We start from the raw sequence: 19604 nt of genomic DNA, 5'->3' as shown, positions 1-19604 counted from the left end.
AGTGGCGCCCGGTGACCTATTTGCGCAATGATGCAGACAGAAGACAGGGAGCGGCATGGCAAAAAACCAGTCCAGTCTATCGGCGGGGATCGTCGCTGCAATCCGCAAGAGACGCCCCACCGTCGTTCATCGCGAGGCCGCGGTCAGCCGCGGCGATATCGTCATCGCCTCCTACAACATCCACAAATGCGTCGGCACCGACGGCCGTTTCGATCCCGGTCGAACAGCCAATGTCATCGGTGAATTGGGTGCCGATATCGTTGCGCTTCAGGAGGCGGACCAGCGTTTCGGTGAGCGTGCCGGGCTTCTCGATCTCGAGCATCTCCGCCGCGAGGCCCATCTCGTGTCGGTGCCGATTTCGGGCTTTTCGAGCAAGGGACATGGCTGGCACGGCAATGTCCTGCTCTTGCGTGAAGGTGCCGTTTCCGACGTGCGGCAACTGAAGCTGCCGGGAGTAGAGCCGCGTGGCGCGCTTGTCGTCGATCTCGACCTGAACGTGGGCCCGTTGCGCATCATCGCCGCGCATCTCGGTCTTCTCCGGCATTCCCGCGCCCAGCAGGCGGAAGCGATACTGGAAGCAGCGTCCGACGCGAAGGGGCGGCCCACTCTGCTCATCGGCGATCTCAACGAATGGCGGATGGGCCGGCGCTCGTCCTTGTCATTCCTGAGCCCGGTCTTCGATCCGTCGCACGCGACCGTCGCGAGTTTCCCATCGCGGTTCCCACTGCTGCCGCTCGACCGCGTGCTCGGCAATCCACACAGCCTGGTGACGTCGGTTGCCGTGCACGACTCGCCGCTTGCGCGGATCGCCTCGGATCACCTGCCGGTGAAGGCTTCGATCGACCTGAAGGCGGCTCATCAGGGACAGAGAGACGGCAGGCGGGTCGAAGCCGGTCGCGCGGGGTCGGTCTGACGGCGCTGGCGGGCTTTCGATGTTGTCCTCTGTCCTGTTCACCGTTGCCCTCATCCTCGGCCTGGTCGTGGCGACGCTCCTCTATGTCTACGGCCGGTTCGGCCGCCGCCCGCATGGGCCGCCGTCAACGGCACTTCCGCTCGCCGATGGCGGCACCGATCTCGACCGGCATCTGGCGCCGCTTTTAGCCAGCCACGCGGGTGCCAATGGGGTGGCGTTCGTTTCCGACAACATCGAGGCTCTGGTGGTGCGCGCCCATGCGGCGCGGCGGGCCGGCCGCAGTCTCGATCTGCAGTATTACTACTGGAAGGACGACCTGACCGGTCTTCTGCTCGCCCGCGAGATCCTGGCCGCCGCCGACCGTGGCGTGCGCGTCCGGCTACTGCTCGACGACATCAATGCGGGCATTCACGACCGCATGTGCATTGCGCTGGACGCCCATCCCCAAATCGACGTGCGGCTCTTCAATCCGAGCCGGGCGCGCACCGACCGCTTTCGCCGTGGCTTCGAAATGGCGATCCGTGCCTTCAGCGCCACCCGCCGCATGCACAACAAGCTGTGGGTGGCGGATGGTCGGGTCGCGATCGCCGGCGGCCGCAACATCGGCGACGCCTATTTCGACGCCGCGGAACTCTCCAATTTCCGCGACCTTGACGTCTGGATGGTGGGGCCGGTGCTGGAGCAGGCGTCGGCCATGTTCGATCGCTACTGGAACAGCGCTTCCGTGCTTCCGATCGCGGCGCTGCGCACGCCGCGCAAGCAGTATCTGCCGGCGCTGCGCGAGGCCGTCGACGGGTTGGCCCGCACACCGGCGGGCCGGTTCTATCTGGAGCGTGTCGACAGGGCGGTGGAGGAGGCCGACATCTATCACGGTACGCGACGGCTTCACTGGAGTTCGCAGATCCGGCTCGCGTCCGATCCGCCGGAAAAAGCCCTGATGCAGCGTCGCCAGAACTGGCTGCTGCGCGAACTCTTCCCGCTGATCGAGGCGACGACGCGGGACCTGAGGATCATCTCGCCCTATTTCATCCCCGGCGTTGCCGGCACACGGGAACTCGCCGCCATCGTTTCGCGCGGCGCTCGAGTGGCGGTCCTCACCAATTCGCTTGCAGCGACCGATGTTGCCGCCGTTCACGGCGGTTATGTCAAATATCGCCGGAAGCTTATCCAGGCCGGCGTCGCGCTCTTCGAGTTGAAGGAGCAGGGCGACGTCGCCGAGGGGCACCGCATGACGCTGTTCGGACGCCGCAATGCGAGCCTCCACAGCAAGGCTTTCGTGGTCGATGGTCTGAACGGCTTCGTCGGCTCGATGAACTTCGACCCGCGTTCCGCCTCGCTCAACACTGAAATGGGCGTCGTCTTCGAGGACGCCGCGCTTGCCGGCGAGCTGGCTTTGATGTTCGAGGAGGAAACCTCGCCGGCGATCAGCTACAGGGTCGGGATCGAAGAGGCACGTCTTGTCTGGCGGGATCGTGCCAACGGATCCGAGCGGCTGGTGCGCCACGAGCCGGACGCGAGCCTTGCAAGGCGTATGATTGCCGGCGTGATCCGCATCCTGCCGATCGAGTCCCAGCTTTGAGCAGGCGCCTGGTTACCGGATTTGCGCTTCGTTTACCGATATCGCCGAAGCCTGTGCGCAGAGTTTGCACCCATTGCTTCAACCGGGGATATCGATGGAAAAATGTTCTATCGCCAACCATGTGTGGAGGACGGCCGAACTTCGATGCGAAGCGCGCCTTCGATTAAGCTTATCGAAGCTTCGCGACTTGAAGTGAAGGGTGTTGACACTCTATGTAGGAGCAGAAGGCAATCCCGTGATTCCCGGTTCGCAAAGGTTTTGTGAACCCGATTGATGAAGGTTCGATATGAGAAATCCCGTTGATACCGCCCTGGCACTGGTGCCGATGGTTGTGGAGCAGACCAACCGCGGTGAACGTTCCTACGATATCTTTTCGCGCCTTCTGAAGGAGCGCATCATCTTCGTGACCGGCCCGGTCGAAGATCAGATGGCAACGCTCGTCTGCGCCCAGCTTCTTTTCCTCGAGGCGGAAAACCCGAAGAAGGAAATCGCGCTCTACATCAATTCGCCGGGTGGCGTCGTGACCTCCGGCATGGCGATCTACGACACGATGCAGTTCATCAAGCCGGCCGTTTCGACGCTCTGCGTCGGCCAGGCGGCCTCGATGGGCTCGCTGCTTCTGGCCGCCGGTCACAAGGACATGCGCTTTGCCACGCCGAACGCGCGCATCATGGTTCACCAGCCGTCCGGCGGCTTCCAGGGCCAGGCCTCCGATATCGAGCGCCATGCCAAGGACATCCTGAAGATGAAGCGCCGCCTCAACGAGGTCTATGTCAAGCATTGCGGACGGACCTATGAGGAAGTCGAGCAGACGCTGGACCGCGATCATTTCATGAGCGCGGACGAGGCTCTCTCCTGGGGTATCGTCGACAAGGTGCTGACGTCGCGCGAAGAGATCGAAGGCGGCGAGCAGGCCTGATAACGCGCATTTGTGTCGGGATAGATGTAATTGTGACACAATTGTAATGGCTCAAGGGCTTTATCGACAGGGTAAAGCCGGTAATATGAACCATTAATGCTATGTTGGAATCTGTCCGCGTAGTGTTCGGTTGGAGTTGGGAGAGTCGTTGCGGCTGCGTCGGGCGTGTTTGCCTGAAGCGGTGAGTACTCCCGGAAGCCCTGTTTGAGGTTGAGGCTCAGGGCAAATTGAGTGGTCCGCGATACTTTGTCTGAAGTGTCCGGCGTGCTGGAAGGAAGTGGAAATGAGCAAGGTCAGCGGAAGCAACGGCGGTGACTCGAAGAATACACTTTATTGTTCGTTCTGCGGCAAGAGCCAGCACGAAGTCCGCAAGCTGATTGCCGGACCGACCGTGTTCATCTGCGATGAATGCGTCGAACTGTGCATGGACATCATTCGCGAAGAGAACAAGACCTCGATGGTCAAGTCGCGCGACGGTGTTCCGACCCCTCAGGAAATCATCAAGGTCCTCGACGAATACGTCATCGGCCAGCAGCAGGCCAAGCGCATCCTGTCGGTGGCCGTGCACAACCACTACAAGCGCCTGGCGCACGCCGCCAAGGGCAGCGACGTCGAGCTCGCCAAGTCGAACATCATGCTCGTCGGCCCGACCGGCTGCGGCAAGACCTATCTCGCCCAGACGCTCGCCCGCATCATCGACGTGCCGTTCACCATGGCCGACGCCACGACGCTGACCGAAGCCGGCTACGTCGGTGAAGATGTCGAAAACATCATCCTGAAGCTTCTCCAGGCGGCCGACTACAACGTCGAACGCGCCCAGCGCGGCATCGTCTACATCGACGAAGTCGACAAGATTTCGCGCAAGTCCGACAACCCGTCGATAACCCGCGACGTGTCGGGCGAGGGCGTGCAGCAGGCGCTTCTGAAGATCATGGAAGGCACGGTTGCCTCGGTGCCGCCGCAGGGTGGCCGCAAGCATCCGCAGCAGGAATTCCTGCAGGTCGACACCACCAACATCCTCTTCATCTGCGGCGGCGCTTTCGCCGGTCTCGACAAGATCATCTCCGCCCGTGGCGAGAAGACCTCGATCGGCTTCGGCGCGACGGTTCGTGCGCCGGAAGATCGCCGCGTCGGCGAAGTCCTGCGCGAACTTGAGCCGGAAGATCTCGTCAAGTTCGGCCTGATCCCGGAATTCATCGGCCGTCTGCCGGTTCTGGCGACGCTGGAAGACCTCGACGAGGACGCGCTGATCCAGATCCTGTCCGAGCCGAAGAACGCGCTGGTCAAGCAGTACCAGCGCCTGTTCGAGATGGAAGACGTGGAGCTGACCTTCCACGAGGACGCGCTGCGCGAGATTGCCCGCCGGGCGATCGTGCGCAAGACCGGCGCCCGCGGCCTGCGCTCGATCATGGAAAAGATCCTGCTCGACACCATGTTCGAGCTGCCGACGCTCGAAGGCGTTCGCGAAGTGGTCATCTCGGACGAGGTGGTCAAGGGCGCTGCCCGGCCGCTCTACATCTACTCCGAACGGTCGGACGAAAAGACCAACGTTTCGGCCTGAGCGCCCTGAATTGTCGTTTGAGAAGCCCGCCTCGTGCGGGCTTTTTCGTGTCCGCACACTTAGCTGTTGAGACACGAACGCCGGTGCGCAGATTTCACAATTCGATTGTTGCTAAAGTGCCGCAAACAACGCAATGATGTGACGATTCAATGAAGGACCTTCATGGTTGCGGTCCATGAGCTTGTTGTCCGTCGCAAGGTCCGCAACAGCATTGATGCGTAGTCAGAAGGACCCGGCCACGGTTTGTGGATGTCCGCGTCGAGCCTTGAAATGGACGCGGTCGCACTCCACTTTCATGTGGAAAATATGACAGCCGGGAGTGCCTGAAGGGCTCCCGGAAACGGGCCCGAAATCGGGACGGAAAGGAAATGACATGACGAACAAAACGTCACCGGCGACTGAAAGCGCGACCTACCCGGTCCTGCCGCTCCGCGACATCGTAGTCTTCCCGCATATGATCGTGCCGCTTTTCGTTGGCCGCGAAAAATCGATCCGTGCGCTTGAGGAAGTCATGGGCACCGACAAGCAGATCATGCTTGCCACCCAGATCAACGCCACCGACGACGATCCGGAGCCTTCCGCGATCTATGAAGTCGGCACCATCGCCAACGTTCTGCAATTGCTGAAGCTGCCCGACGGCACCGTCAAGGTTCTGGTCGAGGGCCGCGCGCGCGCCAAGATCGACGGCTACACGCCGCGCGAGGAATTCTATGAGGCTGCCGCGCATACGCTGAGCGAGCCGGAGGAAGACCCGGTCGAGATCGAGGCGCTCAGCCGCTCGGTCGTCTCCGAGTTCGAAAGCTACGTAAAGCTCAACAAGAAGATCTCGCCCGAGGTCGTCGGCGTTGCCAGCCAGATCGAGGACTATTCGAAGCTCGCCGACACGGTCGCATCGCACCTGTCGATCAAGATCGTCGAAAAGCAGGAAATGCTGGAGACCACCAGCGTGAAGATGCGCCTGGAAAAGGCGCTCGGCTTCATGGAAGGCGAGATCTCCGTCCTGCAGGTGGAAAAGCGCATCCGCTCGCGCGTCAAGCGCCAGATGGAGAAGACCCAGCGCGAGTACTACCTCAACGAACAGATGAAGGCGATCCAGAAGGAACTCGGCGACGGCGAGGACGGTCGCGACGAGATGGCCGAGATCGAGGAGCGCATCGCCAAGACGAAGCTCTCCAAGGAAGCACGCGAAAAGGCTGACGCGGAGCTGAAGAAGCTGCGCCAGATGAGCCCGATGTCGGCGGAAGCGACCGTCGTTCGCAACTATCTGGATTGGCTGCTCGGCCTGCCGTGGGGCAAGAAGTCGAAGATCAAGACCGACCTCAACCATGCCGAGGACGTGCTCAACACGGATCACTTCGGCCTCGACAAGGTCAAGGAGCGCATCGTCGAGTATCTCGCCGTGCAGGCGCGTTCGTCGAAGATCAAGGGCCCGATCCTGTGCCTCGTCGGCCCTCCGGGCGTCGGCAAGACCTCGCTCGCCAAGTCGATCGCCAAGGCGACCGGCCGCGAATACGTGCGCATGGCGCTCGGCGGCGTTCGTGACGAAGCCGAAATCCGTGGCCACCGCCGCACCTATATCGGTTCGATGCCCGGCAAGGTCGTCCAGTCGATGAAGAAGGCGAAGCGGTCGAACCCGCTCTTCCTGCTCGATGAAATCGACAAGATGGGCCAGGATTTCCGCGGCGACCCGTCGTCGGCACTGCTCGAGGTGCTGGATCCGGAACAGAACTCGACCTTCATGGACCACTACCTGGAAGTCGAGTACGACCTGTCCAACGTGATGTTCATCACCACGGCCAACACGCTGAACATCCCGGCGCCGTTGATGGACCGCATGGAAGTGATCCGCATCGCCGGCTACACCGAAGAGGAAAAGCTGGAAATCGCCAAGCGGCACCTGCTGCCGAAGGCGATCCGCGACCACGCGCTGCAGCCGAAGGAATTCTCGGTCACCGACGGCGCGCTGATGGCGGTCATCCAGACCTACACCCGCGAGGCCGGTGTACGTAACTTCGAGCGCGAACTGATGAAGCTCGCCCGCAAGGCCGTGACCGAGATCATCAAGGGCAAGACCAAGAAGGTCGAGGTCACCGCTGCCAACATCAACGACTATCTGGGCGTCCCGCGCTTCCGCCACGGCGAAGCAGAGCGCGACGATCAGGTCGGTGTTGTCACGGGCCTGGCATGGACCGAGGTAGGCGGTGAGCTGCTGACGATCGAAGGCGTCATGATGCCCGGCAAGGGCCGCATGACCGTCACCGGCAACCTGCGCGACGTGATGAAGGAATCGATTTCGGCAGCGGCCTCCTATGTCCGCTCGCGCGCGATCGACTTCGGCATCGAACCGCCGCTGTTCGACAAGCGCGACATCCACGTGCACGTGCCGGAAGGTGCGACGCCGAAGGATGGCCCGTCGGCCGGTGTCGCCATGGCAACCGCGATCGTGTCGATCATGACCGGTATCCCGATCTCCAAGGATGTCGCCATGACCGGTGAGATCACGCTGCGCGGCCGCGTGCTGCCTATCGGTGGTCTCAAGGAGAAGCTCCTGGCGGCGCTCCGCGGCGGCATCAAGAAGGTGCTGATCCCGGAAGAGAATGCCAAGGATCTCGCCGAGATCCCGGACAACGTGAAGAACGCGCTCGAAATCATCCCGGTTTCGCGGGTGGGCGAGGTGCTCGAACACGCTCTGGTGCGCATGCCGGAACCGATCGAATGGGACCCGGCAAACGAGCCGGCAACCGTTGCACCGGTTGATTCGCAGGACGAAGCGGGCTCCTCCGTCGCCCATTGACGGGTGCTTGAAAATGGGCGCAGCGCGGCTCGCGCGGCGCTCATTTTGCAGAAAAATTGGGAAGACCGGCCATTGGCCGGTCTTTTTTGTTGTAAAAGCACCCTGCAAGCCTTGCATTCCAAGGGATTAGGCGCAATTGGGAAAGGCAAGACGCGGGCGAAGCGCAAGCCGCCGCGCCTTAAAACACAGTCGTTTCGAACCAATCTGAAAGGGGTGGAAACATGAACAAAAATGAGCTCGTGTCTGCCGTTGCTGAGAAGGCCGGACTTTCCAAGACCGACGCATCTTCTGCAGTTGATGCAGTTTTCGAGACCATCCAGGCTGAGCTGAAGAACGGCGGCGACATTCGCCTGGTCGGCTTCGGCAACTTCTCGGTTTCGCGCCGCGAAGCCTCGAAGGGCCGTAACCCGTCCACGGGTGCGGAAGTTGACATCCCGGCACGCAACGTGCCGAAGTTCACGGCCGGCAAGGGCCTGAAGGATGCCGTCAACGGCTGATGAGATTTGCTTGGCGGCCGGACACGAGGCCGGCAGTCCAGGTATTCGAGGGTTCGGCGCAAGCCGGACCCTTTCGCATTTCGGGGGTAGCCCTTGCGGGCTTCCGCCATTTGCTCTACGGCTTGCCCATTCTCAGGGCGGGGTGAAAGTCCCCACCGGCGGTAAGGGCACGACAGTGTTGCGTCGTTGAAGACGCGCGAAGGTGGCCCAAGCCCGCGAGCGCCTTTCCTCCGTTTGGGGAAAGGGTCAGCAGATCCGGTGCAACTCCGGAGCCGACGGTCACAGTCCGGATGAAAGAGAATGGTCGCTGGCACGAAGGGCAGGGCTGCCCGGCGTCGTGCCGTGCGCTCATGCGTCCTGATTTGTGTTTGGTCCGCTTTCAGGGTGCATGACATGAATCAGACTTCCCTCGGCTTTTCCTCCTCCCGCGCCATGGCCGGAGCCGCCTTCATGGTGCTCGCCGGAATTGCCTTTGCCGGCCTCAATGTCGTCACCCAATGGCTGACGATGACGCTCGCTTTTCCCGCCACCTCCATGGCGTTCTGGCAATATGCCTTTGCCTTTCTGTTTTCGCTGCCGTTCCTCAGGCGCGCCGGGCTCTCGGCCATGCGCACCGAGTATCCGTGGCGTCACGTCGTGCGGGTGGTGCTCGCCGCCTTCGGCGTCGGAGCCTGGGTCTCCGGTCTTGCGCATGTGCCGATCTGGCAGGCGATCGCGCTGGTCATGACCTCGCCGTTCTTCATCATTCTCGGTGCCCGCCTGTTTCTCGGCGAGCGCGTCGGCGCGGCGCGCTGGGCCGCAACCGCCGTCGGCTTCGCCGGGGCAATGATCATTCTCGAACCCTGGTCGGACAGCTTCAGCTGGGCTGCCCTCCTGCCGGTCCTCTCGGCGTTGCTCTGGGGAGCCTCGTCGCTGATCACCAAGAGCCTCACCAGTCTGGAGCGTCCCGAAACGATCACCGTCTGGCTGCTTGTGCTCCTGACGCCGATCAACGGCGCCATCGCGTTTTCGGCCGGCTTCGCGATGCCCGACGGAGCAGCACTCGGCTTTCTGCTGCTCGCCGGGATCCTGACCGTCGTCGCGCAGTATCTGCTGACGCTTGCCTATACGGTTGCCGACGCCGCCTATGTGCAGCCCTTCGACGACCTGAAGCTGCCGCTCAACGTCTTTGCGGGCTGGCTGGTCTTCGGCTACGCGCCGACAGGGTATCTCTGGGTTGGCGCGGTGCTGATCCTCGCAGCGTCGCTGTTCATCATGCGCAACGAGATGCGGCGTGAGCGCGCCGCGCCTGCAACCGGAACGGTGTAAAACCCAGGCGTTGTCATTCGGCTGTCATCGGCATCGCGCAGAACCCCCATGTTTTCAGTGTTCGCACATGGGGGATTTCATGACCATCACTTCGCGCGTGACCGCGCTTGCGGCCGTTCTTCTTGCATCCGCAGCATTTCCTGCGGCGGCCGAACCCGTCTTCAACCGCATTGCATCCTTTGCTGTTGCCGATAACCTGCCGGAAGGCGATGCGCGCAAGGCGCCGACATCTGCCGAAATCATCACGGCCAGCGAAGACGGCAACCTGCTTGTCTATTCCGACAGCCCCGGCAAGCGCGTCGGCCTGATCGACATCACCGACGCCAAGGCGCCGAAGGCAGCCGGCACGGTCTCCTTTGACGGCGAGCCGACCTCGGTCACCATCGCCGGTGCAAAGGCACTCGTCGCGGTCAACACGCGCGAAAGCTTCGTCAAGCCATCAGGTCTTCTGGCGATCATCGATCTGGCGTCGAAGAAGGTGGATGCGAGCTGCGATCTCGGCGGCCAGCCGGATTCGGTCGCCGTCAACAAGGACCGCACGCTTGCAGCCATCGCGATCGAAAACGAGCGCGACGAGGACGTGAACGACGGCAAGATCCCGCAGATGCCGGCCGGCGACCTGGTGATCCTGTCCCTGAAGGACGGCGTTGCGGATTGCGGTTCGCTGAAGCGCGTGACGCTGACCGGTCTTTCCGAGATTGCCGGCGAAGATCCGGAGCCGGAATTCGTCTCGTTCAACGGCAAGGACGAGATTGCGCTGACGCTGCAGGAGAACAACCACATCGTCATCATCGACGGCAAGACGGGGACGGTGAAGACGCACTTCTCCGCCGGCGCCGTCGATCTGAAGAACATCGACACCAAGCGCAACGGCGCGATCGCCTTCAAGGACGAGCAGCCGGGCCGCAAGCGCGAGCCGGACGCCGTGAAGTGGCTCGACGACAACCGCATCGTCGTCGCCAACGAAGGTGACTACGAAGGCGGTTCGCGCGGCTTCACAATCTTCGACACCACCGGCAAGGTCCTCTTCGAATCGGGCGCCAGCTTCGAGCATGCGATTGCCGCGATTGGCCACTATCCGGAGAAGCGTTCTTCGGCCAAGGGCGTCGAGCCCGAGGGGCTGGAAGCGGCGAAGTTCGGCGACGACAACCTGTTCTTCGTCCTGTCCGAGCGCGCTTCGGTTGTCGGCGTCTACAAGGACACCGGCACCGAGCCCGAACTGCTGCAGCTGCTGCCGTCGGGCATTTCGCCGGAAGGCGCCGTCGCGATCCCTGCGCGCAACTTGCTTGCAACCGCAAACGAAGTCGACCTCGGCGAGGACGGTGGTGCCCGTTCGCATGTGATGATCTACGAGCGTGCCGAGGGCGAAGCCGCCTATCCGCAGATCCGCTCCACCGAGAAGGATGGCCTGCCGATTGGCTTCGGCGCGCTCTCCGGTCTCGCTGCGGTCGCCGACAAGCCCGGCTTCCTGCGCGCCGTCAACGATTCGGTCTACTCGTCGCAACCGACGATCTTCACGATCGACGCCACGAAGAAGCCGGCGCTGATCACCGAGGCGCTCGCCATCACTCGGGACGGAGCACCGGCGCAGAAGCTCGACATCGAAGGCATCGCCAATGACGGGGAAGGGGGCTTCTGGCTCGCCTCCGAGGGCAATTCCGACAAGCTCTACAGCCACGCGATCTTCCACGTGAACAAGAAGGGCGAGATCAAGAAGGAAATCGCCCTGCCGGAAGCACTGCGCGCCGGCGAGACCCGGTTCGGCTTCGAAGGCATCACCGTCGTTGGCGAAGGCGACGAGCAGACGCTGTGGATGGCGGTCCAGCGCGAGTGGAAGGGTGACGAGAAGGGCTTCGTCAAGCTCGTTTCCTACAACCCGAAGAGCGAAGAGTGGGGCGCCGTGCGCTACCCGCTGGAAAAGGCCGGTGACGGCTGGGTCGGCCTGTCGGAAATCTCCGTTCATGGCGACTACGCCTACATCATCGAGCGCGACAATCTGATCGGTCAGGCTGCCAAGCTGAAGAAGATCTACCGTGTTGCGCTTTCGGAACTGAAGCCGGCCGCACTCGGTGGCGAGCTTCCTGTCGTCAAGAAGGAAGAGGTTCGTGATCTCATTCCCGACCTGAAGGCGCTGAACGGTTATGTCGTCGACAAGGTCGAAGGCTTCACCATCGACGCCGCCGGCAACGGCTATGTCGTCACCGACAATGACGGTGTCGACGACTCCTCGGGTGAAACCCTGTTCTTCTCCATTGGCGCCATCAACGCGATGTAAGCGTTAGCGCCCGGAGAAAACGGGAGAGGCCGGGACATGACGTCCCGGCCTCTTTCTGTTTCGGCACTTGTGATTTGCGACGGGCGATAGGACGTTAGCGTGCGATCGCGACCTGCGCCGCCTCTTCGGCCTCGTCCTTGCGCTTGCGGATCTCGTCCGTCCGGTCGACCAGCTTGCCGACGATGTCAAAGAGCGCGTCGAGTTCGTCATCGTCGAGTGCCGAGAAGATTTCCTCAAGCAACTGCTTGCGGGGATGTTCGGCGGCCTCGAGCACGACGCGGCCCGTCTCGGTGATTGAGACGATCTTGGCGCGCCGGTCCTCGGGGTCGGGCTTGCGCATGACCAGCCGGTCGCGCTCCAGTCCGTCGATCGCTTCCGTCACCGTGCGCGGCGCGAAGTTCAGCGCACAGGCGATGTCGGTCGAGCGACAGGGGCCGAGCTTGTTGAGGAAGAAGAGGAACTTGCTGCGTGCCAGCGACACGCCCTCTTCGGTCATGGACTCGTTCACCAGCCGGTGAACCCGGTGGTAAAGCTCGAACAGTCTATCGGAAACTTCGAATGTCTTCTTCATGATCGTCGCTGGAATTTCATGAGGTGCCATGTGAAATGGCAGTAACATTAGTGATAGTTACAATTGCCGCATTTGTCGACACAAACCTCCGGCGCTTCACGGTAACTCCGTCACCGATAAAGAAACGGCCGCCATTTCTGGCGGCCGTTTGACTTGAAGCGGCAAGAAATTCTCGTGACAGGCGACCGTTTGCGCGCCGCACGACTTGGGTGTCGCTTCGGGCCTGCGATCAGGCGGCCCAGCGCGACCCGCTGATCGATTGCGCGTAGCCGTGGCCGCCGGCGTCAGCGAGCGTGAAGCGCGCGATCAGTTCGCGCAGGCGGCCGGCTTCCTGGGCAAGCGTCGCGCTTGCCGCATTAGCCTCCTCGACCATCGCCGCGTTCTGCTGGGTGACCTGGTCCATCTGGTTGACGGCCATGTTGACCTCGGAGAGCCCGGCGGACTGCTCCTGCGCCGAGACCGCGATCGCGTCCATGTGCTGGTTGATGGTGACGATGAAGCCTTCGATCGTGCGCAGGGCCTCGCCGGTTTCGCGTACGAGCCTGACGCCGCTTTCGACTTCAACGGCGGAGTTGCGGATCAGATCCTTGATCTCCTTGGCCGCATTGGCCGAGCGCTGTGCCAGTTCGCGCACTTCCTGGGCGACGACGGCAAAGCCCTTGCCGGCGTCACCGGCGCGTGCCGCTTCCACACCGGCATTGAGTGCCAGCAGGTTGGTCTGGAAGGCAATCTCGTCGATGACACCGATGATGTTGGAGATCTGGCTCGACGAATGTTCGATGCGGCCCATGGCATCGACCGCGCCCGAGACGATCGCGCCGGACTTGCGGGCGCTTTCGTTGGCCTGACCGGCAACGGTGCGGGCTTCGTTGGTGCGCTTCGACGAGTTGCCGACATTGACCGTGATCTGGTCGAGCGCCGCCGCCGTTTCTTCCAGCGATGCTGCCTGCTGCTCGGTCCGGCGCGACAGGTCGTCGGCGCTCTGGCTCACTTCACGGGCACCGCTGTCGATGCTGCCGGAGGCTGCCGATACGGCGGTGAGCGTGTCGGCAAGCTGGGCGACGGCCTGGTTCAGGTCGTGGCGAAGCTGTTCGAAGTCGGGCGCGAAGGGTTCGTTGAGCTGGAAGGCGAGATCGCCCGAGGCGAGGCGGCGCAGGCCGGTGGCAAGACCGGCGGTCGCTTCCTGAAGGCGGCGCTGGGCAGCAGCTTCCGCTTCTTCGGTCACGCGAACGCGCTCGGCTTCCGCCTTGGCACGCTGTGCATGAGCATCCGCCTCGAGGTGCTGGTTGCTGATCGCCGCCTGGCGGAAGACCTCGACCGCGCGGGCCATCTCTCCGATTTCGTCCTTGCGGGCGCCATAGGGGATGCTGCTGTCGGTGTCGCCTTCGGCAAGGCGTGCCATCGAGCGGGTGATGATCTGGATCGGGCGGGCAATACCGCGCACGGCATAGAGGATGGCGCCGAGCACGATCACGGCGGCAAGCGCGATGACGGCGATCTCGATCATGCGGATCTGGTCATGCGTGGCCGAGCTTGCGGCGACCGCGGCATCCGCACCGGCGACGTTCAGCGCGCGCATTTCCTTGATCGCCTCGTCGACCTTGCCTTCGGTTTCGCGCATCTCGACCTTGAAGACGCTCTGCGCCTTCATGTTTTCGAGGTTGTTGGAGAGCTTGACCATGCCTTCGGCGACCGAGAGGTATGCCTGGTAGGCCGCCCGCACACTGTCGAGCGCTGCCTTGTCGGCATCGGTGACCATCAGGCTCGAATATTCGTCCGCGAGCTTGTTGAAGCCTTCGACGGTCTGGCCGATGACTTTTTCCGCGGCCTTCTTTTCGAACGGGGTCAAGGAAATCAGGTGGCGGGCAAAGGCCATGCGGGTATCGGAAAGCTGGGTTTCGAGCGCGCGCGAAAGCGAGACGCGCGGCAGCCAGGTGGTGGCGATCTCGTTGTTGCGCTCGTTCATCATCTTGATGCCGCCGAGCGAGGAAACGGCAAGCGCCGAGACGATAACGGCGACCACGAGGAAAAGGGCAATAAGCGTGTGGGAAATCTTGAGCCGTGACATGTGTACCCCCGGAAGGACGGCCGTCCGTAAAACTGTACTTGAATTAAGTCATTCCGGCTCTTGATCGTCATGACGGAGCGGATAGCCGAAGCAGGAATCATTCCGGTGCTTGGACGCGCTTGAAACGCAACCGGCGCAAACCTATCGAACAAGATGTTACAAAAGCCCTAATCGATTAAAGTGAGTATAATCTGATATTTGCAGGTAGCCTCTGGCTGTCAGGGACGGGCGATGTTAACAATCGCAGCCGGCCGCATTTGTATTAGCTCTGCCTTTACTTTCGTGATCTGAAATATGCTTGCGCGAGGGCGGCGCATCTCCCAAGTGGATGACGCGTTGGCACTGATTGACGGGCGGTGGCGGGGCGGCCATGGTCGGTCATGCCCTTCCGTTTCGTCCACACCGCAGACCTGCATCTCGACTCGCCTCTCCGCAGCCTCGCCCTCAGAAATGCCGATCTCGCAGAGATCGTGCGCGGGGCGTCGCGGCAGGCCCTCGTCAATATCGTCGACCTCTGCATCGCCGAAGAGGCCGATGCCCTGCTGATTGCCGGCGATCTCTACGATGGCAGCCAGACGTCGATGAACACGGCGTTGTTTCTCGGTCGGGAACTGCGCCGGCTGGACGAACACGGTATCCGCGTCTTCATCATTCGTGGCAATCACGATGCCCAGTCCCAGGTCACCAATGAACTGACCCTGCCGCCGTCCGCCCATGTCTTCAAAGGCAGGGCAAAGGCGGTCGCCGCCAAGACTCTGGCAAGCGGCCGCGACGTCTACGTGCACGGCGTGAGCTTCGCCAGCCCGCATGCGCCCGAAAGCCTGCTTCCGGCTTTCCAGCCACCGGTGCCCGGCGCGGTGAACGTCGGCATGCTGCATACGAGTCTCGCAGGCGCCGCCGGCCATGATCTCTACGCCCCCTGCAGCGTCGCCGACCTCATTGCCCACGGCTTCGACTACTGGGCCCTCGGCCACATTCATCAGCGGCAGGTCCATGCGACGGCGCCCTTCGTCGTCATGCCGGGCATGCCGCAGGGGCGCGACATCAATGAAGTCGGCGTAAAGAGCGTGTCTCTGGTCACGATCGACGACGACGGCCATGTCAGTCTTGCCGAGCGGGCAATCGGCATTGCCAGTTTCGAACGCCTGCGCGTCGACCTGACGGGGCTCGCGGAATGGCGTGACATGCTCGATGCCGTCAGGCAGGCGCTTTCGCGTGTGTGTGGCGAGATATCGGCACAGAACGTCATCCTGCGTCTGATGCTTGGCGGCACCACGCCCTTGGCCTGGCGCCTTCGCCGTGACGCGGACCTGCTGCGGGCAGAGATCGACAACATCGCTGCCGGCATCGCCGGCTGCTGGATCGAGAAGGTCGAGCTGACCTGCAGCAACGTCCGGACTGAAACGCCGGGCGCCATCCTCGATCCCGTCGAGGAGCTGGCAGCGCTGGTCGAGACGGATGTCCTGCCGGCGCACGGCTTTCGCCAGGATGTGCTCTCAGCCGTGGAAGACGTCTTGCAGCAGCTTCCGCCCGAACTTCGCCAATCGCTCGCGCCGGATGAGGAGGCGGTCGAGCGGCTGGCCTTCGAGGCCGGGGTGTCGGGAACGGCCGAGGTGCTTGCCCATCTTCATGGTGGCGGCGCCGGCGAGGGGGCCAACTGATGCGGCTGAGTGCACTTGATCTCGTCCGCTACGGCAAGTTCACCGATCGCCGCCTCGACTTCGGCGACGGGGTGCCCGGTACACCGGATCTCCACATCGTCTACGGCCCGAACGAAGCCGGCAAGTCGACCCTGTTTTCCGGTTTCCTCGATCTGCTCTTCGGTATCGAGCATTCGAGCCCCTATGGTTTCCTGCATCCATACCCGACGATGCGCGTCGGCGGCACGATCGAAGCCGCCGGCCGCACCGACCGCGCCTTCCGGATCAAGCGAAAGACGAATTCGCTGATCGGTCCCGACGACCAACCTTTGCCCGACAACCTGTTTTCCGGCGCGCTCGGCGCCATCGATCGCGACACCTATCAGATGATGTTCTCGCTTGATGACGAGAGCATCGAGAAGGGTGGCGAAGCGATCCTGAAAAGCGAGGGCGAACTTGGATCGCTGCTGTTTTCCGCGAGCTCTGGCCTACCGGACAGCACGGCGATCCTTGCCGCCCTGCGCGGGCAGGCCGATGGCTTCTACCGTCCGCAGGCGCGCAAGCATCAACTGGCGGAACTCAAGGGTGAGCTCGAGTCCTTAAGGACCGAGCGCAACGCGCTCGATATCAATGCGCGCGAATATGCGGCGCTGCGCAAGACCTTGACGCAGGCGCGCGAACGGCACGACGAAGCGATCACCCGCCGCAGTGAGTTGTGATTGGCACGGGCTCGCCTCAAAGCCGAGATCGAGGCGCTGCCGCATTTCGGCCGACTTCGCGCCCTCCGCGCGGAGCTGGCGAGCGCTCCACCGCTGCCGGCCCCGCCGGCAGAGTGGGCAAGCGAACTGCCGGCGCTTCGCCGTCGGGAGGCGGAGATCGAGATCAGGCTGCGGCAAAGCGACAGCGAGATCCAGCATCGCCGCGACGCTCTCGAAGAAATGCCGATCGACAAGGAAGGTCTCTGCCTGATCGAGCGGCTGGCCGCGCTTCAGGACACAGCGCTTGACGCGCGCTACGTCACGGCGGCGCGTGACATGCCGTCTCGACTGGAGGACCTGGCAAGGACCGCGGCGGAAGTGCTCGGCTGCCTGCTGCGGCTTGGCGAACCGGCCGACCGCGACCCCGTGGGACTTTTGCTGCCGGCAGGCACCGCTGCCCAGCTTCAGGATCTCGCCCGCCGGCACTCGGCGCTCGTCGAGCGCCTGGCCTCGGCGCGCCAGGAGTTGCAAAGCGCCGTCGAATCCGATCGGGATGCCGAACGCGAACTGGTCCGGCTCGAAGAGCAGGGTGCAGCGGATGTCACGAGCCTTGCCGAGCGGCTGTCGCTGTTACGGCGCAGCGACTGCGCCCTGCGCAAACAGGCGGCGCAACAGGCCATCGACCGCCTGGAGGCGGAACTCGCCGACAAGCGCGTGCTGCTGAGGCCCTTTGCCGGGATGGCCGATGACCTTCTGGCGCTCGACGTCCCGTCGCCGGCAGCGCTCGAGGCGTGGCGCCAGGCGACCGCCAGCCACGAGGAGCGGCGCGTGCGCGTTGTCGACCGCATCGCCGCGGAGCAGGAATTGCTGGCGGGCGAGGAGGCACGGCTGACCGGGCTTTCCGCCGTCGGCGGCACGATGGACGATGCCTCGGCCACAGCGCTCCGCCAGCGTCGGGACGAAGCGTGGCGGCAGCACAGGTCCCAGCTTGTCTGCGAGACGGCCATCGCCTTCGAACGGGTCATGGGCGAAGACGACGAGCTTACCGCACGGCGCCTCACCGAAACGACGCGACTTGCCGACATGCGCGGCCTCTCGCTGTCGATCGCCGAGCGGCGTGCCCGCATCGAGGCGCTGCGTGAACAGGAGAGGCAATCTCTGGCTGACGCGGCAAGGCAGGCGCAGGTGTTGGCAACAGCCGCCTTGGCCTGCGGATTACCCGGCGTCAATGACTTGACTCAACTGGAGGCGTGGTTGGCGGTCCGGCTTGTGGCACTTGAGCTGCGTGCCCAGTTGCGTTCCGCGCGCCAGGATTTCGATCGCGCTCATGCCGAGGAGACCGACGCAATCATCGGACTGCGCGAGGAGCTTGTGGCCATAGACATGGGCAGACACCTGCCGGAGCGGCTCGACAGCCTTCTTCTTGTCGCCGAGCAGGCCGTCTCGCAGGCGCGCGCCCTGGACGGCGCCCGCAATGCGACCCGTGAGGCGGCAAGGCGGGCGAAAACGGTCCTTGATAGCCGGCAATCCACGCTCGACGTTTCGGAAGCCGCGATAGCCGCCTGGCAAGAGCAATGGACGGATACTCTTGCGAAAAGCTGGCTGGCCACGCGCAGCGAGCCTTTGACGCCGGAGCAGATCGGTCCAATGCTCTCGATCCTGCAGGAGCTCGACAAGCTCACGCAGCGAAAGGCAGATCTCGAATATCGAATCGCCGGCATGCGCAAGGACCAGATCGAGTTTGACCGTGCCATTGCCGAGCTTGCCTGCGGGGCGACCGCTGACGACACCCTGACGACCTACATGACGCTGAAAGCGCGCGCAGCCGAGGCGCAACGGCTTTCGGATCGCCGTACAACCTTCCTCGCGGAACTCGCGCGCCTGGAGGAGGAGCGGCGTGTCGCTTGCTCCGAACGGGAGCTGCATCTCGCGCGCAGGCGCCTGGTGCTTGATTTCTTCGGTTGCGAAACGCTCGACGAAGCGGCGCAGCTGTTTGAGGCCGGCCGGGAGCAGCAGCGCCTGCGCGAGCGCATCGCCGAATCGGAGGCGGATCTTGCTTCCCGCCTGGGTGTCGCCGGGAGCGAGCAAGCCGAGGCCCTGCTCGCGGAACTCGATGACGCGAAGGTCAGGCTGGAACTCGCGCGGCTGGACGCGGCGCTCGAAGAAAGCGACCGAGACGTCAGCGAACTGCATACGGAGATGCGAGAAAGGGAAAAGGCGCTCGCCGCTGTCGAGGGGGGCGATACGGTCGCAGAACTCGAACAGAAGCGCAGAACGCTGCTTCTCGACATCGAGGGCAAGGCGCTCGCCTACCTGCGGCTGCGCGCCGGCGTCATCGCCGCAGAGACGGCGCTGCGGCTCTTCCGCGAGCGGCACCGTAGCGCGATGATGCGCCGCGCTTCGGAAACCTTCAGCCGGATCAGCGGCGGAGAGTACTCCGGTCTCTCGGCGCAATCCGACAGGGGGCAGGAGTTCCTGATCGCCAATGCGGCGGCCGGCGGATCGAAGCTTGCCAGGGATCTCTCCAAGGGCACCCGATTCCAACTCTACCTCGCGCTGAGAATCGCCGGCTATCACGAGATCGCCGCGGCGCGCGAATCGCTGCCCTTCATCGCCGATGACATCATGGAGACCTTCGACGACGGGCGGGCCGGCCGCGCCTTCGAGCAGATGGCAGACATGGCGCGTGTCGGCCAGGTGATCTATCTGACGCACCACGAGCATCTTTGCGAGATTGCCCGTGAGGCCTGCCCGACTGTGACGATCCACAGGTTATGATAG

11 protein-coding genes, 1 pseudogene and 1 riboswitch are annotated in these 19604 nt (G+C 63.2%); of the genes and pseudogenes, 10 read left to right on the top strand and 2 right to left on the bottom strand.

Annotated elements, in window-relative coordinates; all coding sequences use genetic code 11:
• The first annotated feature begins 55 nt into the window (after positions 1 to 55).
• The 8 genes from C1A35_RS18460 to C1A35_RS18425 all read left to right on the top strand — a co-directional run bounded on the left by C1A35_RS18460 (position 56) and on the right by C1A35_RS18425 (position 11846).
• Positions 56 to 913, top strand: coding sequence for an endonuclease/exonuclease/phosphatase family protein (locus tag C1A35_RS18460; RefSeq protein ID WP_104665726.1), 858 nt, complete (start codon positions 56 to 58; stop codon positions 911 to 913).
• A gap of 19 nt (positions 914 to 932) precedes the next feature.
• Complete coding sequence (locus tag C1A35_RS18455; protein ID WP_104665725.1) at positions 933 to 2492, top strand: phospholipase D family protein; 1560 nt, start codon at positions 933 to 935, stop codon at positions 2490 to 2492.
• A 286-nt stretch (positions 2493 to 2778) separates the two neighbouring features.
• Positions 2779 to 3411 (top strand): ATP-dependent Clp protease proteolytic subunit, encoded by a 633-nt coding sequence (locus C1A35_RS18450; RefSeq protein ID WP_077961579.1) that lies wholly within the window; start codon positions 2779 to 2781, stop codon positions 3409 to 3411.
• A 283-nt stretch (positions 3412 to 3694) separates the two neighbouring features.
• Positions 3695 to 4972, top strand: coding sequence for an ATP-dependent Clp protease ATP-binding subunit ClpX (gene clpX / locus C1A35_RS18445; protein WP_077961578.1), 1278 nt, complete (start codon positions 3695 to 3697; stop codon positions 4970 to 4972).
• Between the two features lie 373 nt (positions 4973 to 5345).
• Positions 5346 to 7766 (top strand): endopeptidase La, encoded by a 2421-nt coding sequence (gene lon / locus C1A35_RS18440; protein WP_104665724.1) that lies wholly within the window; start codon positions 5346 to 5348, stop codon positions 7764 to 7766.
• A 221-nt stretch (positions 7767 to 7987) separates the two neighbouring features.
• The gene (hupB, locus tag C1A35_RS18435) at positions 7988 to 8263 is read left to right on the top strand and encodes a DNA-binding protein HupB (protein ID WP_034803616.1); all 276 of its coding nucleotides are present in this window, start codon (positions 7988 to 7990) and stop codon (positions 8261 to 8263) included.
• Positions 8264 to 8387: 124 nt separating this feature from the next.
• Positions 8388 to 8569: riboswitch (FMN riboswitch) on the top strand.
• A gap of 87 nt (positions 8570 to 8656) precedes the next feature.
• A complete protein-coding gene (locus C1A35_RS18430; protein ID WP_104665723.1) occupies positions 8657 to 9571 on the top strand; it encodes a DMT family transporter in 915 nt (304 codons plus the stop codon).
• 67 nt (positions 9572 to 9638) lie between these two features.
• Entirely contained in the window at positions 9639 to 11846 is a 2208-nt protein-coding gene (locus C1A35_RS18425) for an esterase-like activity of phytase family protein (protein WP_199772969.1), read from the top strand.
• A 94-nt stretch (positions 11847 to 11940) separates the two neighbouring features.
• On the opposite strand, the gene C1A35_RS18420 is transcribed toward C1A35_RS18425, so the two are convergent.
• On the bottom strand, positions 11941 to 12417 hold the full coding sequence (locus tag C1A35_RS18420; protein WP_104665722.1) for a MarR family winged helix-turn-helix transcriptional regulator: 477 nt from the start codon (positions 12415 to 12417) through the stop codon (positions 11941 to 11943).
• 229 nt (positions 12418 to 12646) lie between these two features.
• A complete protein-coding gene (locus tag C1A35_RS18415; protein WP_104665721.1) occupies positions 12647 to 14485 on the bottom strand; it encodes a HAMP domain-containing methyl-accepting chemotaxis protein in 1839 nt (612 codons plus the stop codon).
• 380 nt (positions 14486 to 14865) lie between these two features.
• Between C1A35_RS18415 and C1A35_RS18410 the strand changes: the two genes are divergently transcribed.
• Together C1A35_RS18410 and C1A35_RS18405 are read left to right on the top strand one after the other, a co-directional pair.
• Positions 14866 to 16146, top strand: a complete 1281-nt coding sequence (locus C1A35_RS18410; protein WP_104665720.1) for a metallophosphoesterase family protein — start codon at positions 14866 to 14868, stop codon at positions 16144 to 16146.
• A pseudogene (locus tag C1A35_RS18405) lies at positions 16146 to 19601 on the top strand (AAA family ATPase). The gene C1A35_RS18410 and the pseudogene C1A35_RS18405 overlap by 1 nt, the downstream one beginning before the upstream one ends.
• The last annotated feature ends 3 nt before the right edge of the window (positions 19602 to 19604 follow it).

Source organism: Ensifer adhaerens (assembly GCF_002940685.1).
In the GTDB taxonomy this organism is placed as follows: domain Bacteria; phylum Pseudomonadota; class Alphaproteobacteria; order Rhizobiales; family Rhizobiaceae; genus Ensifer; species Ensifer adhaerens_E.
Note: the sequence above shows the minus strand (reverse complement) of the source record. Positions and strands in the feature narration are given on the sequence as shown.

Bases quoted from the DNA above. Each gene is read 5' to 3' on its own strand.
- C1A35_RS18460 (WP_104665726.1), top strand. From the start codon at position 56: ATGGCAAAAAACCAGTCCAGTCTATCGGCGGGGATCGTCGCTGCAATC.
- C1A35_RS18455 (WP_104665725.1), top strand. From the start codon at position 933: ATGTTGTCCTCTGTCCTGTTCACCGTTGCCCTCATCCTCGGCCTGGTC.
- C1A35_RS18450 (WP_077961579.1), top strand. From the start codon at position 2,779: ATGAGAAATCCCGTTGATACCGCCCTGGCACTGGTGCCGATGGTTGTG.
- clpX (WP_077961578.1), top strand. From the start codon at position 3,695: ATGAGCAAGGTCAGCGGAAGCAACGGCGGTGACTCGAAGAATACACTT.
- lon (WP_104665724.1), top strand. From the start codon at position 5,346: ATGACGAACAAAACGTCACCGGCGACTGAAAGCGCGACCTACCCGGTC.
- hupB (WP_034803616.1), top strand. From the start codon at position 7,988: ATGAACAAAAATGAGCTCGTGTCTGCCGTTGCTGAGAAGGCCGGACTT.
- C1A35_RS18430 (WP_104665723.1), top strand. From the start codon at position 8,657: ATGAATCAGACTTCCCTCGGCTTTTCCTCCTCCCGCGCCATGGCCGGA.
- C1A35_RS18425 (WP_199772969.1), top strand. From the start codon at position 9,639: ATGGGGGATTTCATGACCATCACTTCGCGCGTGACCGCGCTTGCGGCC.
- C1A35_RS18420 (WP_104665722.1), bottom strand. From the start codon at position 12,417: ATGAAGAAGACATTCGAAGTTTCCGATAGACTGTTCGAGCTTTACCAC.
- C1A35_RS18415 (WP_104665721.1), bottom strand. From the start codon at position 14,485: ATGTCACGGCTCAAGATTTCCCACACGCTTATTGCCCTTTTCCTCGTG.
- C1A35_RS18410 (WP_104665720.1), top strand. From the start codon at position 14,866: ATGCCCTTCCGTTTCGTCCACACCGCAGACCTGCATCTCGACTCGCCT.